The sequence below is a fragment of the Hydrogenophaga sp. UC242_53 genome (genome assembly GCF_042696965.1).
Lineage (GTDB): Bacteria > Pseudomonadota > Gammaproteobacteria > Burkholderiales > Burkholderiaceae_C > Hydrogenophaga.
In genome coordinates this window covers 2,869,059-2,887,801 of record NZ_CP170552.1, presented here as the reverse complement: position 1 = coordinate 2,887,801, position 18,743 = coordinate 2,869,059, and the positions used below count along the sequence as shown (strand labels likewise).

12 protein-coding genes and 5 pseudogenes are annotated in these 18,743 nt (G+C 68.0%); 10 read left to right on the top strand and 7 right to left on the bottom strand.

The window, feature by feature from the left end; translation table 11 throughout:
- Nucleotides 1–6: 6 nt before the first annotated feature.
- From ACFJI0_RS14465 to ACFJI0_RS14450, 4 genes and pseudogenes are all read right to left on the bottom strand, one after another.
- A complete protein-coding gene (locus tag ACFJI0_RS14465; protein WP_382320647.1) occupies nt 7–771 on the bottom strand; it encodes an SDR family NAD(P)-dependent oxidoreductase in 765 nt (254 codons plus the stop codon).
- Between the two features lie 23 nt (nt 772–794).
- Nucleotides 795–2,042, bottom strand: coding sequence for a thiolase family protein (locus tag ACFJI0_RS14460; protein ID WP_382320644.1), 1,248 nt, complete (start codon nt 2,040–2,042; stop codon nt 795–797).
- A gap of 12 nt (nt 2,043–2,054) precedes the next feature.
- Nucleotides 2,055–3,924, bottom strand: a pseudogene (locus ACFJI0_RS14455) (feruloyl-CoA synthase).
- A gap of 142 nt (nt 3,925–4,066) precedes the next feature.
- Nucleotides 4,067–4,855 carry a crotonase/enoyl-CoA hydratase family protein gene (locus tag ACFJI0_RS14450; protein ID WP_382320642.1) on the bottom strand — a complete coding sequence of 263 codons (789 nt, stop codon included), beginning with the start codon at nt 4,853–4,855 and terminating at the stop codon, nt 4,067–4,069.
- Between the two features lie 113 nt (nt 4,856–4,968).
- Here ACFJI0_RS14450 and ACFJI0_RS14445 point away from each other — a divergent pair.
- Together ACFJI0_RS14445 and ACFJI0_RS14440 are read left to right on the top strand one after the other, a co-directional pair.
- Nucleotides 4,969–5,836 (top strand): annotated as a pseudogene (locus tag ACFJI0_RS14445) (amidohydrolase family protein).
- A gap of 10 nt (nt 5,837–5,846) precedes the next feature.
- On the top strand, nt 5,847–7,685 hold the full coding sequence (locus ACFJI0_RS14440; protein WP_382320640.1) for an AMP-binding protein: 1,839 nt from the start codon (nt 5,847–5,849) through the stop codon (nt 7,683–7,685).
- Nucleotides 7,686–7,692: 7 nt separating this feature from the next.
- Here ACFJI0_RS14440 and ACFJI0_RS14435 read toward each other — a convergent pair whose 3' ends face one another.
- Nucleotides 7,693–8,301 carry a 2-hydroxychromene-2-carboxylate isomerase gene (locus tag ACFJI0_RS14435; protein WP_382320638.1) on the bottom strand — a complete coding sequence of 203 codons (609 nt, stop codon included), beginning with the start codon at nt 8,299–8,301 and terminating at the stop codon, nt 7,693–7,695.
- Between the two features lie 114 nt (nt 8,302–8,415).
- Between ACFJI0_RS14435 and ACFJI0_RS14430 the strand changes: the two genes are divergently transcribed.
- Nucleotides 8,416–9,558, top strand: a complete 1,143-nt coding sequence (locus ACFJI0_RS14430; RefSeq protein WP_382320637.1) for a TRAP transporter substrate-binding protein — start codon at nt 8,416–8,418, stop codon at nt 9,556–9,558.
- Nucleotides 9,559–9,704: 146 nt separating this feature from the next.
- On the opposite strand, the gene ACFJI0_RS14425 is transcribed toward ACFJI0_RS14430, so the two are convergent.
- Entirely contained in the window at nt 9,705–10,835 is a 1,131-nt protein-coding gene (locus ACFJI0_RS14425; RefSeq protein ID WP_382320635.1) for a 5-methyltetrahydropteroyltriglutamate--homocysteine S-methyltransferase, read from the bottom strand.
- Between the two features lie 170 nt (nt 10,836–11,005).
- Here ACFJI0_RS14425 and ACFJI0_RS14420 point away from each other — a divergent pair, with 170 nt between their 5' ends.
- From ACFJI0_RS14420 to ACFJI0_RS14395, 6 genes and pseudogenes are all read left to right on the top strand, one after another.
- On the top strand, nt 11,006–11,767 hold the full coding sequence (locus ACFJI0_RS14420) for a GntR family transcriptional regulator (protein ID WP_382325657.1): 762 nt from the start codon (nt 11,006–11,008) through the stop codon (nt 11,765–11,767).
- Nucleotides 11,768–11,944: 177 nt separating this feature from the next.
- On the top strand, nt 11,945–12,985 hold the full coding sequence (locus ACFJI0_RS14415) for a TRAP transporter substrate-binding protein (RefSeq protein ID WP_382320633.1): 1,041 nt from the start codon (nt 11,945–11,947) through the stop codon (nt 12,983–12,985).
- Nucleotides 12,986–13,102: 117 nt separating this feature from the next.
- The gene (locus ACFJI0_RS14410) at nt 13,103–13,573 is read left to right on the top strand and encodes a TRAP transporter small permease (RefSeq protein ID WP_382325655.1); all 471 of its coding nucleotides are present in this window, start codon (nt 13,103–13,105) and stop codon (nt 13,571–13,573) included.
- Nucleotides 13,570–14,890: pseudogene (locus ACFJI0_RS14405) on the top strand (TRAP transporter large permease). The gene ACFJI0_RS14410 and the pseudogene ACFJI0_RS14405 overlap by 4 nt, the downstream one beginning before the upstream one ends.
- Before the next feature lie 5 nt (nt 14,891–14,895).
- Nucleotides 14,896–15,891: a Bug family tripartite tricarboxylate transporter substrate binding protein gene (locus ACFJI0_RS14400; RefSeq protein WP_382320631.1), complete on the top strand. Its 996-nt coding sequence runs from the start codon at nt 14,896–14,898 to the stop codon at nt 15,889–15,891.
- Nucleotides 15,892–16,037: 146 nt separating this feature from the next.
- Entirely contained in the window at nt 16,038–17,009 is a 972-nt protein-coding gene (locus ACFJI0_RS14395; protein WP_382320629.1) for an AEC family transporter, read from the top strand.
- Here ACFJI0_RS14395 and ACFJI0_RS14390 read toward each other — a convergent pair.
- Nucleotides 17,006–17,900, bottom strand: a pseudogene (locus ACFJI0_RS14390) (LysR substrate-binding domain-containing protein). The gene ACFJI0_RS14395 and the pseudogene ACFJI0_RS14390 overlap by 4 nt on opposite strands.
- 125 nt (nt 17,901–18,025) lie before the next feature.
- On the opposite strand from ACFJI0_RS14390, the pseudogene ACFJI0_RS14385 reads away from it, so the two are divergent.
- Nucleotides 18,026–18,726 (top strand): annotated as a pseudogene (locus tag ACFJI0_RS14385) (substrate-binding domain-containing protein).
- Nucleotides 18,727–18,743 lie beyond the last annotated feature (17 nt).

Sequence of the window (18,743 nt, the reverse complement as noted above, 5' to 3'; positions counted from 1 at the left end):
GGGGGTTTACCGGGGGGCCATGCGGAGTGCGCCATCGAGGCGGATCACTTCGCCGTTGAGGTGCGTGTTGGTGACGATGTGCGCGGCGAGCTGGGCGAACTCCTCGGGCTTGCCCAGGCGCGGCGGGAAGGGGATGCTGGCGGCCAGCGACTGCTGCACCGGCTCGGGCAGCTGCTTCATCAGCGGCGTGCTGAACAGGCCGGGCGCGATGGTGCAGACGCGGATGCCGTGCTGCGCGAGGTCGCGCGCCATCGGCAGCGTCATGCCCACCAGGCCACCCTTGGAGGCGCTGTAGGCCTGCTGGCCGATCTGGCCGTCGAACGCGGCCACGCTGGCGGTGAACACCATCACGCCGCGCTCGCCGTCTTCCAGCGCATCGAGCCTGGCGCAGGCGGCGGCGAACAGGCGGCTGACGTTGTAGGTGCCGATCAGGTTGACGTTGATGACCTTGGCGAAGTCTTCCAGCGGCGCGGGGCTGCCGTCCTTGGCGACCACGCGCTTGGCCGAGCCGATGCCGGCGATGTTCATCAGGATGCGCGCCGGGCCGTGGGCCGCGGCGGCCTGGTCGATCGCGGCCTGCAGGCTCTCGGTGTCGGTGATGTCGCACAGCAGCGCCACGCCGCCGATGTCGGCCGCCACGCGCTTGGCGTTGTCCAGGTTCACATCGAGCACGGCGACCTTGGCGCCCAGGCGCGCGAGTTCGCGCGCGGTGGCTTCGCCCAGGCCCGAGCCACCACCGGTGACGAGGGCCGCGTGTCCTTGAATGTTCATAGAGGTCTCCTTCTTCTCTGGTTTCAGGCGTTCGGATTTTGAATCAGGAGGGCCATGCCCTGGCCACCGCCCACGCACGCGCTGGAGATGCCGTAGCGCTGGCCGCTGCGCTGCAGTTCGCGCGCCAGCGTGAGCGTCAGGCGCACGCCGGTGGCGGCGAGCGGGTGGCCCAGCGCGATCGCGCCGCCGTTGACGTTGAGCTTGTCGAGGTCCATGCCGAGCTCGCGCGCCACCGCCAGGGTCTGCGCGCCTTGCGCTTCGTTCACCTCGAAGCGCGCGATGTCGCTCAGCCTCAGGCCGGTGCGCTCCAGCAGCAGGCGGATGGCCGGCGCCGGGCCGATGCCCATGATCTCGGGCGGCACGCCCACGGCGGCGGCGGCGACCACGCGGGCCAGCGATTGCTTGCCGTTCGCCTTCGCGTAGGCGCCGGAGGCGACCACGCAGGCCGCGGCGGCGTCCACCAGGGCCGAGCTGTTGCCACCGGTCTGCACGCCGCCTTCGAACACGGGCTTGAGCTTGGCCAGCACCTCCACCGGCGAGAGGCGCGGGTGGGTGTCGGTGCGCACCTCGGTGAGCTTGCCTTGCAGCTTGATGCCGCGCGCCTTGTAGCCCGCGAGCTCGAACTTCTCGGTCACCACCGGCACGATCTCACCGGCGAGAAAACCGCTTTCCTGCGCGGCCACGGCCTTGGCGAACGAGGCCGAGGCGAAGGCATCCACCTCTTCGCGGGTGATGCTGTATTGCTTCGCCAGGTTCTCGGCGGTCTGGATCATGTTGATGCCCGCCGCCGGGTCCTTCAGCGCTTCCCACATGTAGTCCTTGAAGCCCACCGGCGCGCCCAGCTTGAAGCCGGTGCGGTGGTCGAAGGCGGCGATGGGGTTGCGCGTCATGCTCTCGGTGCCCACCACCAGCGCGGCCTCGCAGGCGCCGCCCTGGATGTGTTCGCCGGCCTGGCGGAACAGCTCGAAGCCGGTGCCGCAGATGCGCTGCGCCATGATGGCCGGCACCTCCACCGGCACGCCGGCGTACAGGCCGATGTGGCGCGGCAGGAAGAACTGGTCGAAATCGCCGGGCGCCATGTTGCCCGTGACCACCGAGCCGATGTGCTCGCCCGGCACGCCCGCGCGCGCCAGCGCTTCGCGCGCGGCCTTGATGCCCAGGTCGGTGGGCGAGATGTGGCCGAGCGCGCCGCAGTAGTCCACCAGGGGGGTGCGCACGCCGTCGAGCAGCCAGACGTCGTCGAACGCGTTGAAGAATCCTCGGGAAGCCATGTCGTCTTTCGTTTATTCGGGTTTCAGGATGGCGTGCAGCGTGTCGGCGTGCAGGCGCTCCACGGTCTCGGCCCGGTGGGCCAGCACCGCGCGCTGGTTGATCGAGCCCTTGTCGGTGATCTCGCCGCGGTCGATGGTGGGCGGGTCGGCCAGCAGGCACAGGCGCGCGATGCGGCTGGCGCTGCCGGTGGACGTCTTGGCCAGTTCGGTCACCACGCGCTGGAAATGCGCGAGCACGGGCGCGCTGTCGAGCACCTCGTGCAGCGAGGCCTCGGCGCCCAGGCCGCTGAGCGCGCGCACCGCGCCGGTGGGGAACACCATGGCGCCGACTTCCTTCATGTTCAGGCCGGTGAGCACCACGTCCTGGATGTAGGGCGCGCCGGCGGCGATGATCTTGGCGCGCAGCGGGCCCACGCTCACGAAGGTGCCGGTGGCGAGCTTGAAGTCTTCGGCGATGCGGCCGTCGAACTTCAGGCCCTGGTGGATGTCGGTCTCGTCGATCCACTTCACCGCGTCGCCGGTCTTGAAGAAGCCTTCTTCGTCGAAGGACTCGGCGGTCTCCGCCGGCATGCGCCAGTAGCCCGGCGTGATGTTCGGGCCCTTGTAGCGCACCTCCGTCTTGCCGTCGGTGTCGACCAGTTTGAGCACCAGGCCCGGCGTGGGCAGGCCCAGGTCGCCGGCCTTCACGTTGGCGCTGGTCACGTACAGGCCGAACGGGCCCGACTCGGTCATGCCCAGGCCCGTGCCCATGACGATGCGCTCGCCGATCTCCTGTTCCTGCACCGCGTGCAGGGCGTCCCACACCGGCTGGGCCAGGGCGGCGCCCGCGTAGAAGAACATGCGCACGCGCGAGAGCAGGGTCTTGCGCAGGGCCTCGTCGGTCTTCATCGCGTTGGCAATCGCCTCGAAACCCGTGGGCACGTTGAAGTACACCGTGGGCGCGATCTCGCGCAGGTTGCGCAGCGTCTCGGCCATCAGCGCGGGCGTGGGTTTGCCGTCGTCGATGTAGAGCGTGCCGCCGTGGTACAGCACCATGCCGACGTTGTGGTTGCCGCCGAAAGTGTGGTTCCAGGGCAGCCAGTCCACCAGCACCAGCGGGTTCTCGGCCAGCACCGGCATCGACTCCGTCATCTGCTGCTGGTTGGCGCACCACATGCGCTGCGTGTTGATCACGGCCTTGGGCATCTTGGTCGAGCCCGAGGTGAAGAGGAACTTGGTGATGGTGTCCGGGCCGGTGGCGGCCATGGCGGCGTCCACCGCCGGTGTGGCCTCGGTGGCGCAGCAGCGAGGCGAACGAGGTGGTGGCGCGGCCGGGCACGCTGCCCGCGGTCGTCACCAGCTCCACGTCGGGCCCCAGCGTGGCCAGCATGGCGCGGCTGTAGCGCTGCGCGTCGGCGGCGAACACCAGGCCGGGCGTGAGCGTCTTCACCACGTGGTGCAGCTTGTCGAAGTCCTGGCTCACCAGCGAATAGGCCGGCGAGGTCGGGCAGTAGGCGATGCCGGCGTAGACGCAGCCCAGCGCGAGCAGCGCGTGTTCCAGGTCGTTCTCGCTCAGGATCAGCACCGGCTTGTCGGCGGACAGGCCGCGGTTCAGCAGGCCCTGGCCGATGCGGCGCGCCGCGTCCAGCGCCTGCGCGAAGCTGATGTGGCGCCAGTCGCCCGTGGTGCCGTCGGCGTTCTTCGCGCGGCGCGCGAACACGGTCTGGTCGGGGCGCGTCCGGGCCCAGTGCACCAGCCGGTCGGTGATGCGACCGGGGAAGGCGGGCAGGTCCTGCTGCGCGCTCAGGTAGTGCACGCCGGTGTCGCCGTCGCGCAGCGTGGCGCGGGTGACACCGAAGGTCAGGGGCCGATAACGGGCGGCCGTGGCGGGGTTCTGGCTCATGTCTCTCTCGGGCTTTTCTTTATCGATCAGTTTCTCGAGTCGCGTGTCTCATTCCAGAGATGCCGCGGAACCGGCTTTGCCGGGCCGCTGGCATCGCCCCCCTCCGGGGGGTGACGCCGAAGGCGGCGCGGGGGGAGCGACGTCAGTCGCGTTGCACTTTGTTCGCGCGGCCTTCGAGGAAGGCGCGCACGCGCTCTTTTGCCTCGGGGGCGTTCTGCACGATGGCGGCCATCAGCGCTTCGGTGAAGAAGCCCTGGTCGGCCGGTTGTTCGGCGATGCGCGGCAGGGCGTGCATCAGCGCGTAGTTGGTCAGCGGTGCGTTGCTGGCGATGCGCGTCGCCAGTTCCATGGCTTTTTCCAGCGCCGTGCCTTCGGGCACCAGGTACTGCGCCAGGCCGATGCGCTCGCCGTCCTCGGCCTTGTAGACGCGGCCGGTGAACATCATGTCGGCCATGCGCGCGGCGCCGATCAGGCGCGGGATGCGCACCGAGCCGCCACCGCCCACGAAGATGCCGCGCGAGCCTTCGGGCAGCGCGAAGAAGGACGAGGCGTCGGCCACGCGGATGTGGCAGGCGCTGGCCAGCTCCAGGCCGCCGCCGACCACCGCGCCGTGCAGCGCCGCGACCACCGGCACCGGGCCGTGCTGCACGCACTCCAGCGCGGCGTGCCACATGCGCGAGTGGTGCAGGCCCTGGCCGGCGTCGCGTTCCTGCAGTTCGGAGAGGTCCAGGCCGGCGCAGAAGTGCTCGCCCGCGCCGTGGATCACGGCGGCGCGCACGCCTTGCGGCATGCCCTGGAAGATGTCGCGCAAGGCGAGGATCAGGCCGTCGTTGAGCGCGTTGCGCTTGGCGGGCCGGTTCAGCGTGATGACCGCGATTTCGGACGATTCGCCTTGCAGGCTCAGGCTGATGTCGGTGGAATGGATGGGCATGAGGCAGGAAGGGCTTGCTTGAAGTGAGGTCGCATTATTGTTATAAACAATAACCAAAACAAGCACACTGGTCGAAAACGACCCCCGTGTTTACCCTAGGTAAAGAGACACCCATGGACCACAAGAACCTGCTCGCGATTGACATCCACACCCACGCGGAAGTGAGCTGCCGCAACCCCTTCGACAACTACGGCGAGGAGTACGACCGCGCGGCCGACAAGTACTTCGGCAGCAACCGCCGGCCCACCATCGCCGAGACCATCGCCTACTACCGCGAGAAGAAGATCGGCCTGGTGATGTTCACGGTGGACAGCGAATCGAAGCTCGGCCGCCGGCGCATCCCGAACGAGGAGATCGCGCAGGCCGCGCGCGAGAACAGCGACATGATGATTGCCTTCGCCAGCATCGACCCGCACAAGGGCAAGATGGGCGCGCGCGAGGCCGAGCGGCTGATCGCGGAAGAGGGCGTCAAGGGTTTCAAGTTCCACCCCACTGTGCAGGGCTACCACCCTTACGACAAGATGGCCTGGCCGATTTACGAGGTGATCAACGCGCACAAGCTGCCCGCGATCTTCCACACCGGGCACAGCGGCATCGGCTCGGGCATGCGCTGCGGCGGCGGCCTGCGGCTGGAGTACAGCAACCCCATGCACCTGGACGACGTGGCGATCGATTTCCCCGACATGCAGATCGTCATGGCCCACCCCAGCTTCCCGTGGCAGGACGAGGCGCTCAGCGTTGCGCACGCACAAGCCCAACGTGTGGATCGACCTCTCGGGCTGGAGCCCGAAGTACTTCCCGAAGCAGCTGGTGCAGTACGCCAACACGCTGCTGAAGGACCGCGTGCTGTTCGGCAGCGACTACCCGCTGATCACGCCCGAGCGCTGGATGAAGGACTTCGAGGTCGCCGGTTTCAAGCCCGAGGTGATGCCCGGCATCCTGAAGGGCAACGCGGTGCGCCTGCTGGGGCTGGATGCCTGAGGCCGCGCCCATGCAGGCCTTCACCACGCTGGCCGACATCGAACGGCTGGAGCAGACCCCGCGCGAACAGACCGCACCGCACCGCAGTCCGTATGCGCTGATCCGCGCCACGGCCGAGCGTTTCCCCGAGCGCGAGGCGTTCCGCTTTCTGCCCGACGCCGATCTCGCCACCGAGCCCCGCCGCATCAGCTACCGCGCGTTGGTGGCCGACATCCACCGCGCGGCCAACCTGTTCCGCTCGCTGGGCGTGGGGCCGGACGACGCGGTGGCGCTGCTCGCGCCCAACCTGCCCGAGGCGCATGCGGTGCTCTGGGGCGCGCAGCTCGCGGGCCGCGTGTGTCCCATCAACTACCTGCTGCAGCCCGATCACATCGCGGCCTTGCTGAAAGCCTCGAACGCCAGGCTGCTGGTCGCGCTCGGGCCCAACGGCGAGCTCGCGGTGTGGCCGGTGGCGCAGCAGGTGGTGCAACACCATGCGCTGCCGTTGATCCAGATCCGCGTGGGCGAGTCCACCGCGCCCGACGTGCCGGTGCTGCAGGACCTGCTCGCCGCGCAGCCCGAGGCGCTGGGCTTCGAGCCCGACCTGAACCCCGACCGTGTGGTGGCCTTGTTCCACACCGGCGGCACCACGGGCGCGCCCAAGCTCGCGCAGCACACCCAGGGCAACGAGGCGCACACGGCCTGGTTCGCCCACGCCTTCTACGACCTGGACGAACACGCGGTGGAGATCAACGGCTTTCCGCTGTTCCACGTGGCCGGCGCCTTCGTCTATGGCCTGGCTTTGCTCGCGGTGGGCGCGCGGCAGGTGCTGCCCACACTCAGCGGCATGCGCAACACCGGGTTCGTGCAGCGCTACTGGCGGTTCTGCGAGCGCGAGCGGGTGACGCACCTGGCCTGCGTGCCCACGGTGCTCGCGGCCCTGATGGGCGTGCCGGTGGACGCGGACATCACCACCGTGCGCGCGGCCTACACCGGTGGCTCGCCGCTGCCGTCCGAACTCGCGCAACGCTTCGAAGCCGCCAGCGGCATCCCCGTGCGCAACATCCTGGGCATGACCGAGTGCGCGGGGCTGGTGAGCATCGAGCCCTTGCTCGGGCCGCGCACGCCCGGCTCGGCCGGCCTGCGCCTGCCTTACACCGAGGTGCATGCCGTGCCCTGGCGCGATGGCGAGGCGAAGCTGGACGAACGCTGCGCGGCGGGCGAGACCGGCGTGCTGGTGCTGCGCGGCCCGCACGTGAGCCCGGGCTACACCGACGCGGCGCGCAACGCCGGGATGTTCGAGCAGGGCTGGATCGTCACCGGCGACCTGGGCCACCTCGACGATGCCGGCCGCATCCACATCACCGGCCGCGCGAAGGACGTGATCATCCGCGGCTCGCACAACATCGACCCCGGCCTGGTGGAAGACGCGTTCCTCGCGCACCCCGCCGTGGCCTTGTGCGCCGTGGTGGCCGAGCCCGATGCCTACGCGGGCGAAGTGCCGGTGGCCTTCGTGACGCTCAAGCCGGGTACGACGCTGCTTGCCGATGAGTTGCTGGCGCTGGTTGCACCGCAGGTCTACGAACGGCCGGCGGTGCCCAAACGCGTGGTGCTGCTCGAGGCCTTGCCCATGACCGCGATCGGCAAGGTGTTCAAGCCCGAGCTGCGGCTGCGCGCGATCGAGATCAAGCTGGCCGAGGCGCTGCGCGAATGGGCGCCCGGTGTGCCGGCGCGCGTGCAGGCGCTGGAGCGGGGCGGGCGGCAGTGCGCGGTGATCACCGTGTCCGGTCCGCGCGACGAAGCGCTGCGCGAGCGCCTCATGCAAGGTCTCGCGGCCATGGCCGTCGAGACCGAGCTGCGCTTCGACTGAGCGAGGGCTACCAGCCGCCGCGCGTGAGCCAGCGCTCGACCTGATCGAGCTTGTCCACGCCCCAGAAGGGTTCGCCGTCCACCACCACGGTGGGCGAGCCGAACACGCCGGCTTTCAGCGACGCGTCGACCATCGCGCGCAGCAGCGACGCGGCTTCGTCGCCCGCGGCCGCCTCGGCCACGGCATCGGCCGACAAACCCTCGGGCAGGGCGAGGCCGCGCAGGGCTTCGGGCGTGGAAAGGTCCTGGCCCTCGCCCCAATAGGCCGCGTAGATCGCGTGCGCCAGCGCGGCCGCGTGGGCCGGCTGGTGCTGCTTCACCCAGGCGAAGGCGCGCGCGCAGGGCAGGGGGTTCATCACCGGGTCGTTCGGCTGGCGCTTCATCGGGAGGCCGTGTTCGCGCGCGTGGCGCAGCACGTCGCGCGCGGTGTAAGGGCCCTTCAGGGGCGTGTCCATCAAGGGTTTGAGGCCCATCACCTTCATCACCGACACGCCCAGCAGCATGGCGCGCCAGTCCACCGCGCGGCCATGGCGGGCGGCCAGGGCCTCGATGCGCAGCGAGGCGAAGTAGCCGTAGGGCGAGATGAAGTCGAAGTGGAACTGGATCGGTGAGCTCATGGGTGAGGGCGAGCGATCAAAAACCGCCTAGCAGGTTTCATAACAAGATGGAATAGCTGTTTGTACCTAAACAGGCTGGCGCGGGGCGCGCGATGGCTGCACAGTGTGCCTCTTGTGCCTGACGCGGCACATGTCATGTCCTGGCCGCCCTTCAGGGGGTGGACCGCACGGATTTCGTTTTTTCTCGCCTTCCCCCTTTCTCTCAGGAGCATCTCCATGACATTCCTTCGACGCCGCAACGCCATCGTGGCGATGGCCGCCCTTGGCGCGGCCACCCTGGCGGGCAGCGCCCTGGCGCAGCAGACCGTGACGCTGCGCCTGCACCAGTTCCTGCCGCCGACGGCGCCCATCCCCGCCCTGGCCATCGTGCCGTGGGCGAAGAAGGTCGAGGCGGAGTCGGGTGGCCGCATCAAGGTGCAGCTGTTCCACTCGATGTCCATGGGTGGTTCGCCGCCGCAGCTGTTCGACCAGGTGCGCGATGGCGTGGTGGACATTTCCTGGACGGTGCTGGGTTACACGCCGGGCCGTTTCAACAAGGCCGAGGTGTTCGAGCTGCCGTTCATGAGCGGCAAGGCCGAGCCGGCGTCGCGCGCGTTCCACGAGTTCGTGGAGAAGCACGCGGCCGATGAGTTCAAGGACGTGAAGCTGCTGGCGGCGCACACGCACGGCCCGGGCCTGTTCCACACGAAGGAGCCGCTGACGAAGCTGGAAGACCTGAAGGGCAAGAAGGTGCGCGGCGGTTCGCGGGTGATCAGCAGCATGTTGTTGAAGCTGGGCGCGACGCCGGTGGGCATGCCGGTGCCAGCGGTGACGGAGGCGATGACCAAGGGTGTGATTCAGGGCACGACGATTCCGTGGGAGGTGGTGCCTTCGCTGAAGATCGCGGAGATCGTGAAGAACCACACCACGTTCTCGGGCCCACAGGGTTTGTTCACGCAGACGTTCGCGCTGACGATGAACCGCAACAGCTATGACAAGCTGCCGGCGGATCTGAAGAAGGTGATCGACGCGAATTCGGGTGTGGAGACGGCGGCGTTGTTCGGTCGCGCGATGGACGAGGGTGACCGCATGGGTCTGGCGTCGGCGACGAAGCTGGGCAACAAGGTGGTGACCTTGGACGCTGCTGAAACCAAGCGTTGGCAGGCGACGGCGGCGGCTGTGGAGGCCGATTGGGTGAAGGAAGTGCAGGCCAAGAACATCGACGGCGCGAAGCTGGTGTCCGAGGCTCGGGCCCTGCTTGCCAAGCACAGCAAATAATTCAAGTTTCTCTTGGATGGGCCGCTCCTTCGGGGCGGCCTTTTTTTGTGCCTGCTGGGTGGGCGCGCCAAGCTTGGTGTGCCCACGCCTCTTGCAGGCGGGCGTCGCCACGGGCCTGACGCGAGGTCAACGCCAGAAAAGGAAACTCAGCCCCAAACCTCCCGAGCCGTCTCCACCACAAGGGCGAGCTTCCGACGCTGATCCTCCACAGCGATGTTGTTCCCATGCACGGTCGAAGAGAACCCGCACTGAGGCGACAGACACATCTGCTCCAGCGGCGCGTACTTGGCCGCCTCATCGATGCGCCGCTTCAGATCGTCCTTGCTCTCCAGCTGACCGAACTTCGTCGTCACCAGCCCCAGCACCACGACCTTGCCCTTGCTCAAAAAACGCAAAGGCCGGAAATCCCCCGAACGATCGTCGTCGTACTCCAGGAAAAACGCGTCCAGCTTCATCTCCGACAACAAAGCCTCCGCCACCGGCTCGTAGTTCCCCGCCGCCGCGTGCGTGCTCTTGAAATTGCCCCGGCACAAATGCATCGCCAGCGTCATCCCCGCCGGCTTGTGCGCCACCACCTTGTTGATGAAACCCGCATACCGGTGCGGCAACTCGTTCGGATCGTCCCCCCGCTGCCGCGCCGCCTCCCGCATCCGCTCATCGCACAGATACGCCATGTTCGTGTCGTCCATCTGCACGTAAGTGCAACCCGCGTCCGCCAGACTCTGCAACTCCTCGCCATACGCCTTCGCCACATCGTCGTAGAACACCGGGTCCAGCTCCGGGTAGGCCTCCTTGCTGATCCCCGCGCGCCCACCCCGGAAATGCAACATCGTCGGCGACGGAATCGTCACCTTCGGCGTCACCGGCGCGGGCAGACCCATAGCCGCCACCTGCGCCTTCAGGTACTCGAAGTCCGCCAACTGGATGTTCTTCGCGTGCCGCACCTTGTCGATCACGCGGATCACCGGCGGCGCCAGCTCCTCCGTGCCGTCGGGTTTGCGGATCGTCACCGGAATGTCCGTCTTCACACCGCCCAGCTGCTCCAGGAAATCGATGTGGAAATACGTGCGGCGGAACTCGCCGTCCGTGATCGACTGCAGGCCGACATCGGCCTGGAACTTCACGATCTCGGTGATCGCCCGGTCCTCCACCTCGCGTAGCTGCGCCGCGCTGATCTCGCCCTTGGCCTTCTGCTCGCGGGCTTCGAGCAGGTAGGCCGGTCGCAGAAAACTGCCGACGTGGTCGGCGCGGAACGGGGCATGGGTGCGCAGGCTCATGGTGGAAAACGTCCTCGGGTCGTTGGGTTCTGGAAATGGGGTGAAGGCGCACTTTGCCAGCCTTCAATGCATACATAAACCTATGGAAAACCCCGACTCGATGGCAAATCGCTTGAAAAATGGCGGTTTCTGTATACATTGCGTATCCCATGACCTTGGACGCCACCACCCTGTCCCCGCCCGAGCCCGTGGGCGCCGCCACCGAGAGCGCGCAGGTGCGCGCCCTGCTGCAGCTGCGCGAACTCATCCTCTCGGGTGAGCTGGCCGGCGGCTCGCGCATCGCCGAACTCGCCATCGTGGAGCGCCTGGGCGTCTCGCGCACCCCCATCCGCGCCGCGCTGATGCGCCTGGAGCAGGAAGGCCTGCTCGAAGCCCTGCCCAACGGCGGCTACGTGGTGCAGACCTTTTCCGAGCGCGACATCGCCGACGCGATCGAGCTGCGCGGCACGCTCGAAGGCCTGCTGGCCCGGCTGGCGGCCGAGCGCGGCGCGCCCGGCGCGGTGCTGCTCGAAGCCCGGCAATGCCTCAACCGCCTGGACACCGTGCTCGCCGTGCCCGCGCTCGACGACAAGGGCTTTTCCGACTACGTGGCGCTCAACAGCCAGTTCCACGCCCTGGTCTGGGAAATGGCCGACAGCCCCACCATCGCGCGCCAGCTGGACAAAGTGCTCACCCTGCCGTTCGCCTCGCCCTCGGGCTTCGTCGTGATGCAGGCCCATTCCCAGCGCGCGCGCGACATGCTGGTGGTGGCGCAGGACCAGCACCGCCAGGTGCTCGACGCCATCGAACAGCGCGAAGGCACGCGCGCCGAGGCCATCATGCGCGAGCACTCCCGCCTGGCCCAGCGCAACCTGCGCGAGGTGCTGGCCGGTCACGCCACGGTGCACGCGCCGGCCTCCATGCCGGCCATCAAGCTCATCCGCCGCCGCTGAGGCGGGCGACCACCCGAAGGTTTCATAGAAAAACGGCATAACTGAAAGTCGGTTATCTGGCTGGCGGAGATGCCGGCGGCCATGCACAGTGTGGGCAAGACGTTCTTCAAGCCTGCCGGAAGTCGGAGTGCGCCCACACGCTACCGACCCGGCGAACACAAGGAACTGGAGACAAGCATGAGATTCATCCAACGCCGAACCGCCTTGCTGGCCGTGGGTGCCCTCGCTGGTGCCCTGATGGCGGGCAACGCCATGGCCCAGCAGCAGGTCACGCTGCGGCTGCACCAGATGCTGCCGCAGCAGGCCACCATCCCGGCGCGCGCGCTCATCCCCTGGGCGCAGAAGGTGGAGGCCGAGTCGGGCGGCAAGATCAAGGTCCAGCTGTTCCATGCCATGGCCCTGGGCGGCGCGCCCCCGCAGCTGTACGACCAGGCCCGCGACGGCGTGGTGGACCTGACCTGGACCGTGCTGGGCTACACCCCGGGCCGCTTCAACAAGTCCGAAGTCTTCGAGCTGCCCTTCATGAGCGGCTCGGCCGAGGAGTCCTCGCGCGCCTTCCAGGAATACGTCGAGAAGTTCGCCGCCGACGAATTCCGCGAGGTCAAGCTGATCGCGGTGCACACCCACGGCCCCGGCCTGTTCCACACCAAGACGCCGGTGACCGGCCTGGAAAGCCTGCGTGGCATGAAGGTGCGCGGCGGCTCGCGCGTCATCAACAACATGCTCACCAAGCTGGGCGCCACGCCCGTGGGCATGCCGGTGCCGGCCGTGACCGACGCCCTGTCCAAGGGCACCATCGACGGCACCACCATCCCCTGGGAAGTCACGCCCTCGCTCAAGGTCACGGAGCTGGTGAAGAACCACACCACCTTCGCCGGCAAGCAGGGCCTGTACACCCAGACCTTCGCGTTCTCCATGAACCGCGCCAGCTACGAGAAGCTGCCGCCCGACCTGAAGAAGGTGATCGACTCCAACTCCGGCATCGAGACCGCCGCCCTGTTCGGCAAGGCCATGGACGACGGCGACAAGGCCGGCCGCGAGATCGCCGAGAAGGCCAAGAACAACATCGTGGCGCTCGACGCGGCCGAGACGCAGCGCTGGCGCCGCACCGCGGCCACGGTCGAGACCGACTGGGTCAACGAAATGAAGGGCAAGAACATCGACGGGGCCAAACTCCTGTCGGAAGCGCGTGCGCTGATCGCGAAGTACCAGCGATAATCCCGCACCCCCCACGGGACGGCCCTCCTGGCCGTCCCTCTACTGAGTGACCGATTCGCTTTCGCTGTGCTCAGCGGACGTGAATTGGTCCTTTTTTTGAAGGTGACAAGTTTGAAAGTGCTGTCTTTATTGGCCAGGTTCTGCGCCATCCTGGCCGGGGTCCTGCTCACGGTGATCACCATCATCACCTGCTTCAGCCTGATCGGCCGCAACACCATCGGCGTCACGCTGGTGGGTGACTACGAGCTGACCGCTGTCACCGCGGGCGCGGCGGTCGCGCTCTTCATGCCCTGGTGCCAGCTCAAGCGCGAGAACATCATCGTCGACTTCTTCACCGCCAAGGTGTCCGAAGCCGGCATCGCGCGCCTGGACCGCTTCGGCAGCCTGCTGCTGGCGATCCTCATGTTCGCGCTCGCGTGGCGCACCGCCATCGGCGGCATGAGCGCCCACAGCTCGCAGACCACCACCATGATGCTCGGCTTTCCTGAATGGATCACCTACGCCTTCATGGTTCCGCCGTTCGTGCTGACTGGCTTGATCGCCCTGTACCAGGCATTCATTGGCAATTTTTCGGAGCAGGGTGAATGAGTTCTTTGAGTCTCGCGGGGTCGATCTTCGCAGTGATGCTGATCCTGATGGCGATCCGCGTGCCGATCGCCGTCTCCATGTTCGCCGCCGGCACCTTCGGCTACATCTACCAGGTGGGCCTGCCACCTTTCTTCAACAACCTCAACGGCATGGCGTTCGCGCGCTTCGCCAGTTACGACCTCTCGGTCATTCCGCTGTTCATCCTGATGGGCAACTTCGCCACCCAGGGCGGCATCTCCAAGGCGCTGTTCCAGTTTGCCGCCGTGGTCATGGGCCGCTTCAAGGGCGGCCTGGCCATGGCCGCCGTGCTGGCCAGCGCGGGTTTTGGTGCCATCTGCGGTTCGTCGGTCGCCACGGCGGCCACCATCACCTCGGTGGCCCTGCCTGAAATGAAGCGCCACGGTTATTCCGGTCGTCTCGGCCACCGGCACGCTGGCCGCGGGCGGCACGCTGGGCGTGCTGATCCCGCCTTCAGTGCCGCTGGTGATCTACGCCATCCTGACCGAGCAGAACATCGCCAAGCTGTTCGCCGCGGCCATGATCCCCGGGATCATCGCGATGGTGGGCTACATGATCGCCATCGCGGTCTATGTGCGCCTGGTGCCTGGCAATGCGCCCGAGCACGATGAGAACGACCAGAAACTCACGCTTCAGGCCCTGATGGGCGTGCTGCCCATCGCGATCGTGTTCCTGGTCGTCTTCGGCGGCATCTACGGCGGCCTGTTCACGCCCACCGAGGGCGCGGGTGTCGGCGCGGCCGCCACCTTTGTCGCGGCCCTGTTCAAGCGCGAGCTCACCTGGGCCAAGGTCAAGCTGTGCTTCTACTCCACGGCAGCGGCCAGCGCGATGATCTTCATGATCTTCATCGGCGCCGACCTCATGAACTCGGCCCTGGCCCTCACCCAGGTGCCCGCGCAGCTGGCTTCGGTCATCCAGGGCTGGGACGTCTCGCCGCTGATGGTGGTGGGCGGCATCCTGCTGTTCTACGTGGTGTTGGGCGCGGTGATGGACGAACTCTCCATGATCCTGCTGACCATCCCGATCTTCTTCCCCGTGGTCATGGGCCTGGACTTCGGCATGCCGCAGGAGTCGGTGGCGATCTGGTTCGGCATCATGGTGCTGATGACCGTGGGCTTTGGACTGCTGGCGCCGCCCGTGGGCCTGAACGTCTACGTGGTCAACGGCCTGGCCAAGAACGTGCCCATTGGCGAGAGCTACCGCGGCGTGATGCCTTTCCTGGCCAGCGACGTGGTGCGCACCCTGCTGGTGCTCTTCTTCCCGGCCGTCTCTCTCTGGTTGGTTCAATTTGTGGGGTAAATGACATGACGACATTCCTGAATCTCCGTCGCCGCGCCGTGCTCGGTGCCACCCTGGCTGCTGCGGCCATGGGTCTGGTGGCCCTGCCGGCCGTGGCGCAGTCCGCCTTCCCGTCCAAAGGCCTGCGCATCGTGGTGCCGTTCGGCCCCGGTGGCGTGGGGGACCTCACCGCGCGCATCGTGGCCGAGAAGCTGACCAGCCAGCTCGGCCAGCCGGTGGTGATCGACAACCGCCCCGGTGCCGGTGGCGTGGTGGCCGCCGAGTCGGTCGCGCGTTCCGAGCCCGACGGCCACACCATGTTCCTGATGTCCAACGGCACCGCCGTGACGGCCAGCCTGTTCCAGAAGCTGCCGTTCGACACCATCAAGGATTTCACGCCGGTCTCCACGCTGGGCTACTTCGACATCGCCGTGGTGGTGCCCGCGAACTCGCCGCACAAGACCCTGGGCGAGCTGGTGAGCTTCGCCAAGGCCAACCCCGGCAAGATCAACATCGGCAGCATCAACATCGGCAGCACCCAGCACCTCGCGGCCGAGCTGTTCAAGAGCACGGCCGGCATCGACGCGCAGATCGTGCCCTACAACGGCTCGCCCGCGCTGATCGGCGCCATCCGTGGCCAGCAGGTCGACGTGGCGGTGGAAATCCTGGCGCCGGTGCTCACGCAGATCCAGGGCGGCGCCCTGCGCGCGCTGGCCGTGACCGGCGAGAAGCGATCCATCGTGCTGCCCGAGGTGCCCACGGCGGTCGAGGCCGGCGTCAAGGACTACATCGCGTCGTCCTGGAACGCGCTGGCCGTGCCCTCGAAGACGCCGCGCGCGGTGGTGGAGCGCCTGCACAAGGAAATCGCCACCGCCGTGGCCGATCCCGGTGTGCGCGAAAAGCTGCGCGGCCTGAACATCGACGCGCGCTCGAGCACGCCGGAACAGAACGCGGCCTTGCTCGCGTCCGACATCCGCCGCTGGAGCGGTGTGATCGAGAAGGCCAAGATCCAGAAGCAGTGATCGGAGCACCCCCCGCCGCGCTGACGCGCGTCCCCCCTGAAGGGGGGCATGCCCTGCGGCCCGGCAAAGCCGGTTCCGCGGGCATTCTGGGTTGAGGCACGCGCGCCGGCTGCCTGGTTTTCTTTTTCTTCTCTTTTCTCTCCCCCTTGCTCGATATCCTGGCCATCACCGGGCCGATCTACCTTTGCATCGCGCTGGGTTTTGCGGCTGTGCGCTGGCGGGTGTTTTCGCCTGCGGACATGCGGGTGATGGGCAAGTTCGTCATCCAGTTCGCGCTGCCGGCGCTGCTTTTCAATGCGCTGGCTTCGCGGCCGATCGCCGAGTTGCTGCAGCCGGCCTACCTGCTGGCTTTCGGCGTGGGTTCGGTGGTGTGGCTGCTGATCAGCCTGTGGGGCGCGCACCGCCTGCAGAAGCGCTCGCTGACCGAGAGCGCCTACACCACCATGGGCATGACCTGCGGCAACAGCACCTTCATCGGTTACCCGGTGGTGCTGCTGGCGATCGGGCCGCTGGCGGGCGTGGCGCTGGCGATGAACCTGCTGGTGGAAAACCTCATCAAGCTGCCGCTGCTGATGACGCTGGCCGATGTGGGGGCGTCGGACACGGCGCGCTCGTCCTGGAGGCACGCCTTGCGCGAGACGCTGCACCGCCTGGTGCGCAACCCCATGATCATCGCCATCGTGCTGGGTTTCGTGGTCGCGCTGCTGGGCTGGCCCATCCCTTCGGTGATCGCGCGCACGGTCAATCTGTTCGGCGCGGCCAGCGGCGGCCTGGCGCTGTTCATCATCGGCGGCACGCTGGTGGGCCTGCAGGTGCGTGGCCTGCGCCGCCAGGTGGCGCAGATCACCCTCGGCAAGCTGCTGCTGCACCCCGCCGCGGTGTGGGCCGCCGTGATGCTCCTGCCCCTGATCGGCCTGCCCGCGCTCACCGGCGAGCTGCGCGCCGCGGTGGTGCTGTCCGCCGCCATGCCCATGCTGGGCATCTACCCGCTGCTCGCGCAGCGCCACGGCCATGAAGGCTTCACCGCGGCCGCGCTGCTGGCCACCACCGTGGCCTCGTTCTTCACGCTCAGCGCCATCCTCTGGTTGATGCGCCACAGCGCCGGGTGGCTGGGCTAAGTCACCAGCTTCCTGATCAGTTCCAGCGTGGTCTGCTGCGTCAGCGTGGCTGGGCGCTGGGAACTCACGGCCAGGCACAGGCGGGTGCGCAAGGGCGGGTCGCTCACCGGGCGCATGCGGTAGGCCGAGGGCCGGATCGAGCTGAACACCGCGTTGCGCGAGAGCAGGGCGGCGCCCGCGCCGTCGGCCACGAGGTCGAGGATGGCCGAGACGCCGTCGATTTCCAGCGCGATGTGGGGCCGGCAGCCGATGTTGGCGCATCTCGGTTTCCACGTGCATGCGGATCGCGTTGGGCCTGCTCGGGATCACCAGCGGCAGTTCGGCCACCTCGCGCAGCGGGATCGCCAGGGGCGGCGGGTCTTCCGGCAGGCCCGGTGGGCGGGGCTCCACCAGCACCAGTTCCTCGTCGGGCAGCGGGTGGATCTCGAGTTCGGGCGAGGGCTGCGCGTTGTAGAGCACGGCGATGTCCAGCCGGCCGTTCACCAGCGATTCCTGCATGGTCATGGACAGGCCCTCGCTGATCGACAGGCTGGCCTGCGGCAGCTGCTGGCGGAAGGCGCGCGTGAGCGGCACCGTGAGCACGCGCGCCAGGCTGGGCGGCAGGCCGATGGCCACGCGCCCGGCCAGCGCGCCGCGCACCCGGCCCAGCTCTTCGCGCGCCCGCTCCACCTGGTGCAGGATGCCGCGCCCGTGCGCCAGCAGCAGCTTGCCGGCCTCGGTGGGCGTGGCGCCCCGGCCGTTGCGCACCAGCAGGTTCTGCCGCAGTTCCACCTCCAGCAGGCGCACCTGGCGCGAGAGCGCGGGCTGCGCCACGTTCAGCGCCATGGCGGCGCGTGTGAAGCTGCCGAGTTCGGCCACGCGCACGAAGTATTCGAGTTGTTTCAGGTCCATGGAAAAGGTCGGGTTGCAGCCCCCATCATAGTTATGTGATTTTGTTCTAGCTGATAGCCGCGACTGTGACTTTTCTTGAGGGGTGCTGGGGGTCACAATGCGCCCTTCAACCCGAGTCCCTGCCCATGACCACCGAGACCCCACCGAGCATCCGAGGCATTTCGTCCATCGCACCCGCCAGGTGCTGGCCGAACTGGGCGCGGCGTTCGAGCAACGCGCGGGCGGCGCGGTGGCGATCGAGGCCGTCGGCGGCGTGGACGCGGCCAAACGCGTTGCCGCTGGTGAGCGCTTCGACGTGGTGATCCTCGCCTCCGACGCGATCGACAAGCTGATCGCCGCCGGCCACCTGCAGGCCGGCAGCCGCGTGGATCTGGTGCGCTCGAGCGCTGGCCATCGCGGTGCGCGCGGGCGCGCCGGTGCCCGACATCGGCTCCGAAGCCGCGCTGAAGCGCGCCGTGCTGGCCGCGCGCAGCATCAGCTACTCCACCGGCCCCAGCGGCGTGGCGCTGGCTGCTTTGTTCGAACGCTGGGGCGTGGCCGACGAGATGCGCGGGCGCACCGTGCAGGCACCGCCCGGTGTGCCGGTGGGCACGCTGGTGGCGCGCGGCGAGGTCGAGCTGGGCTTCCAGCAGCTCAGCGAGCTGATCCACGTCGACGGCATCACCCTCGTCGGCGGCATGCCGCCCGAGGTCGAGATCACCACCGTCTTTTCCGCCGGCCTGCCCGCCGACGGACCCAGGCCGCGCGCGTGCGCGCCCTGCTCGAATTCATGACATCCCCCGATGCCGAAGCGGCCAAGCGCCGCCAGGGCATGGAACCCGCCTGAATCCACCGACCCCCAAG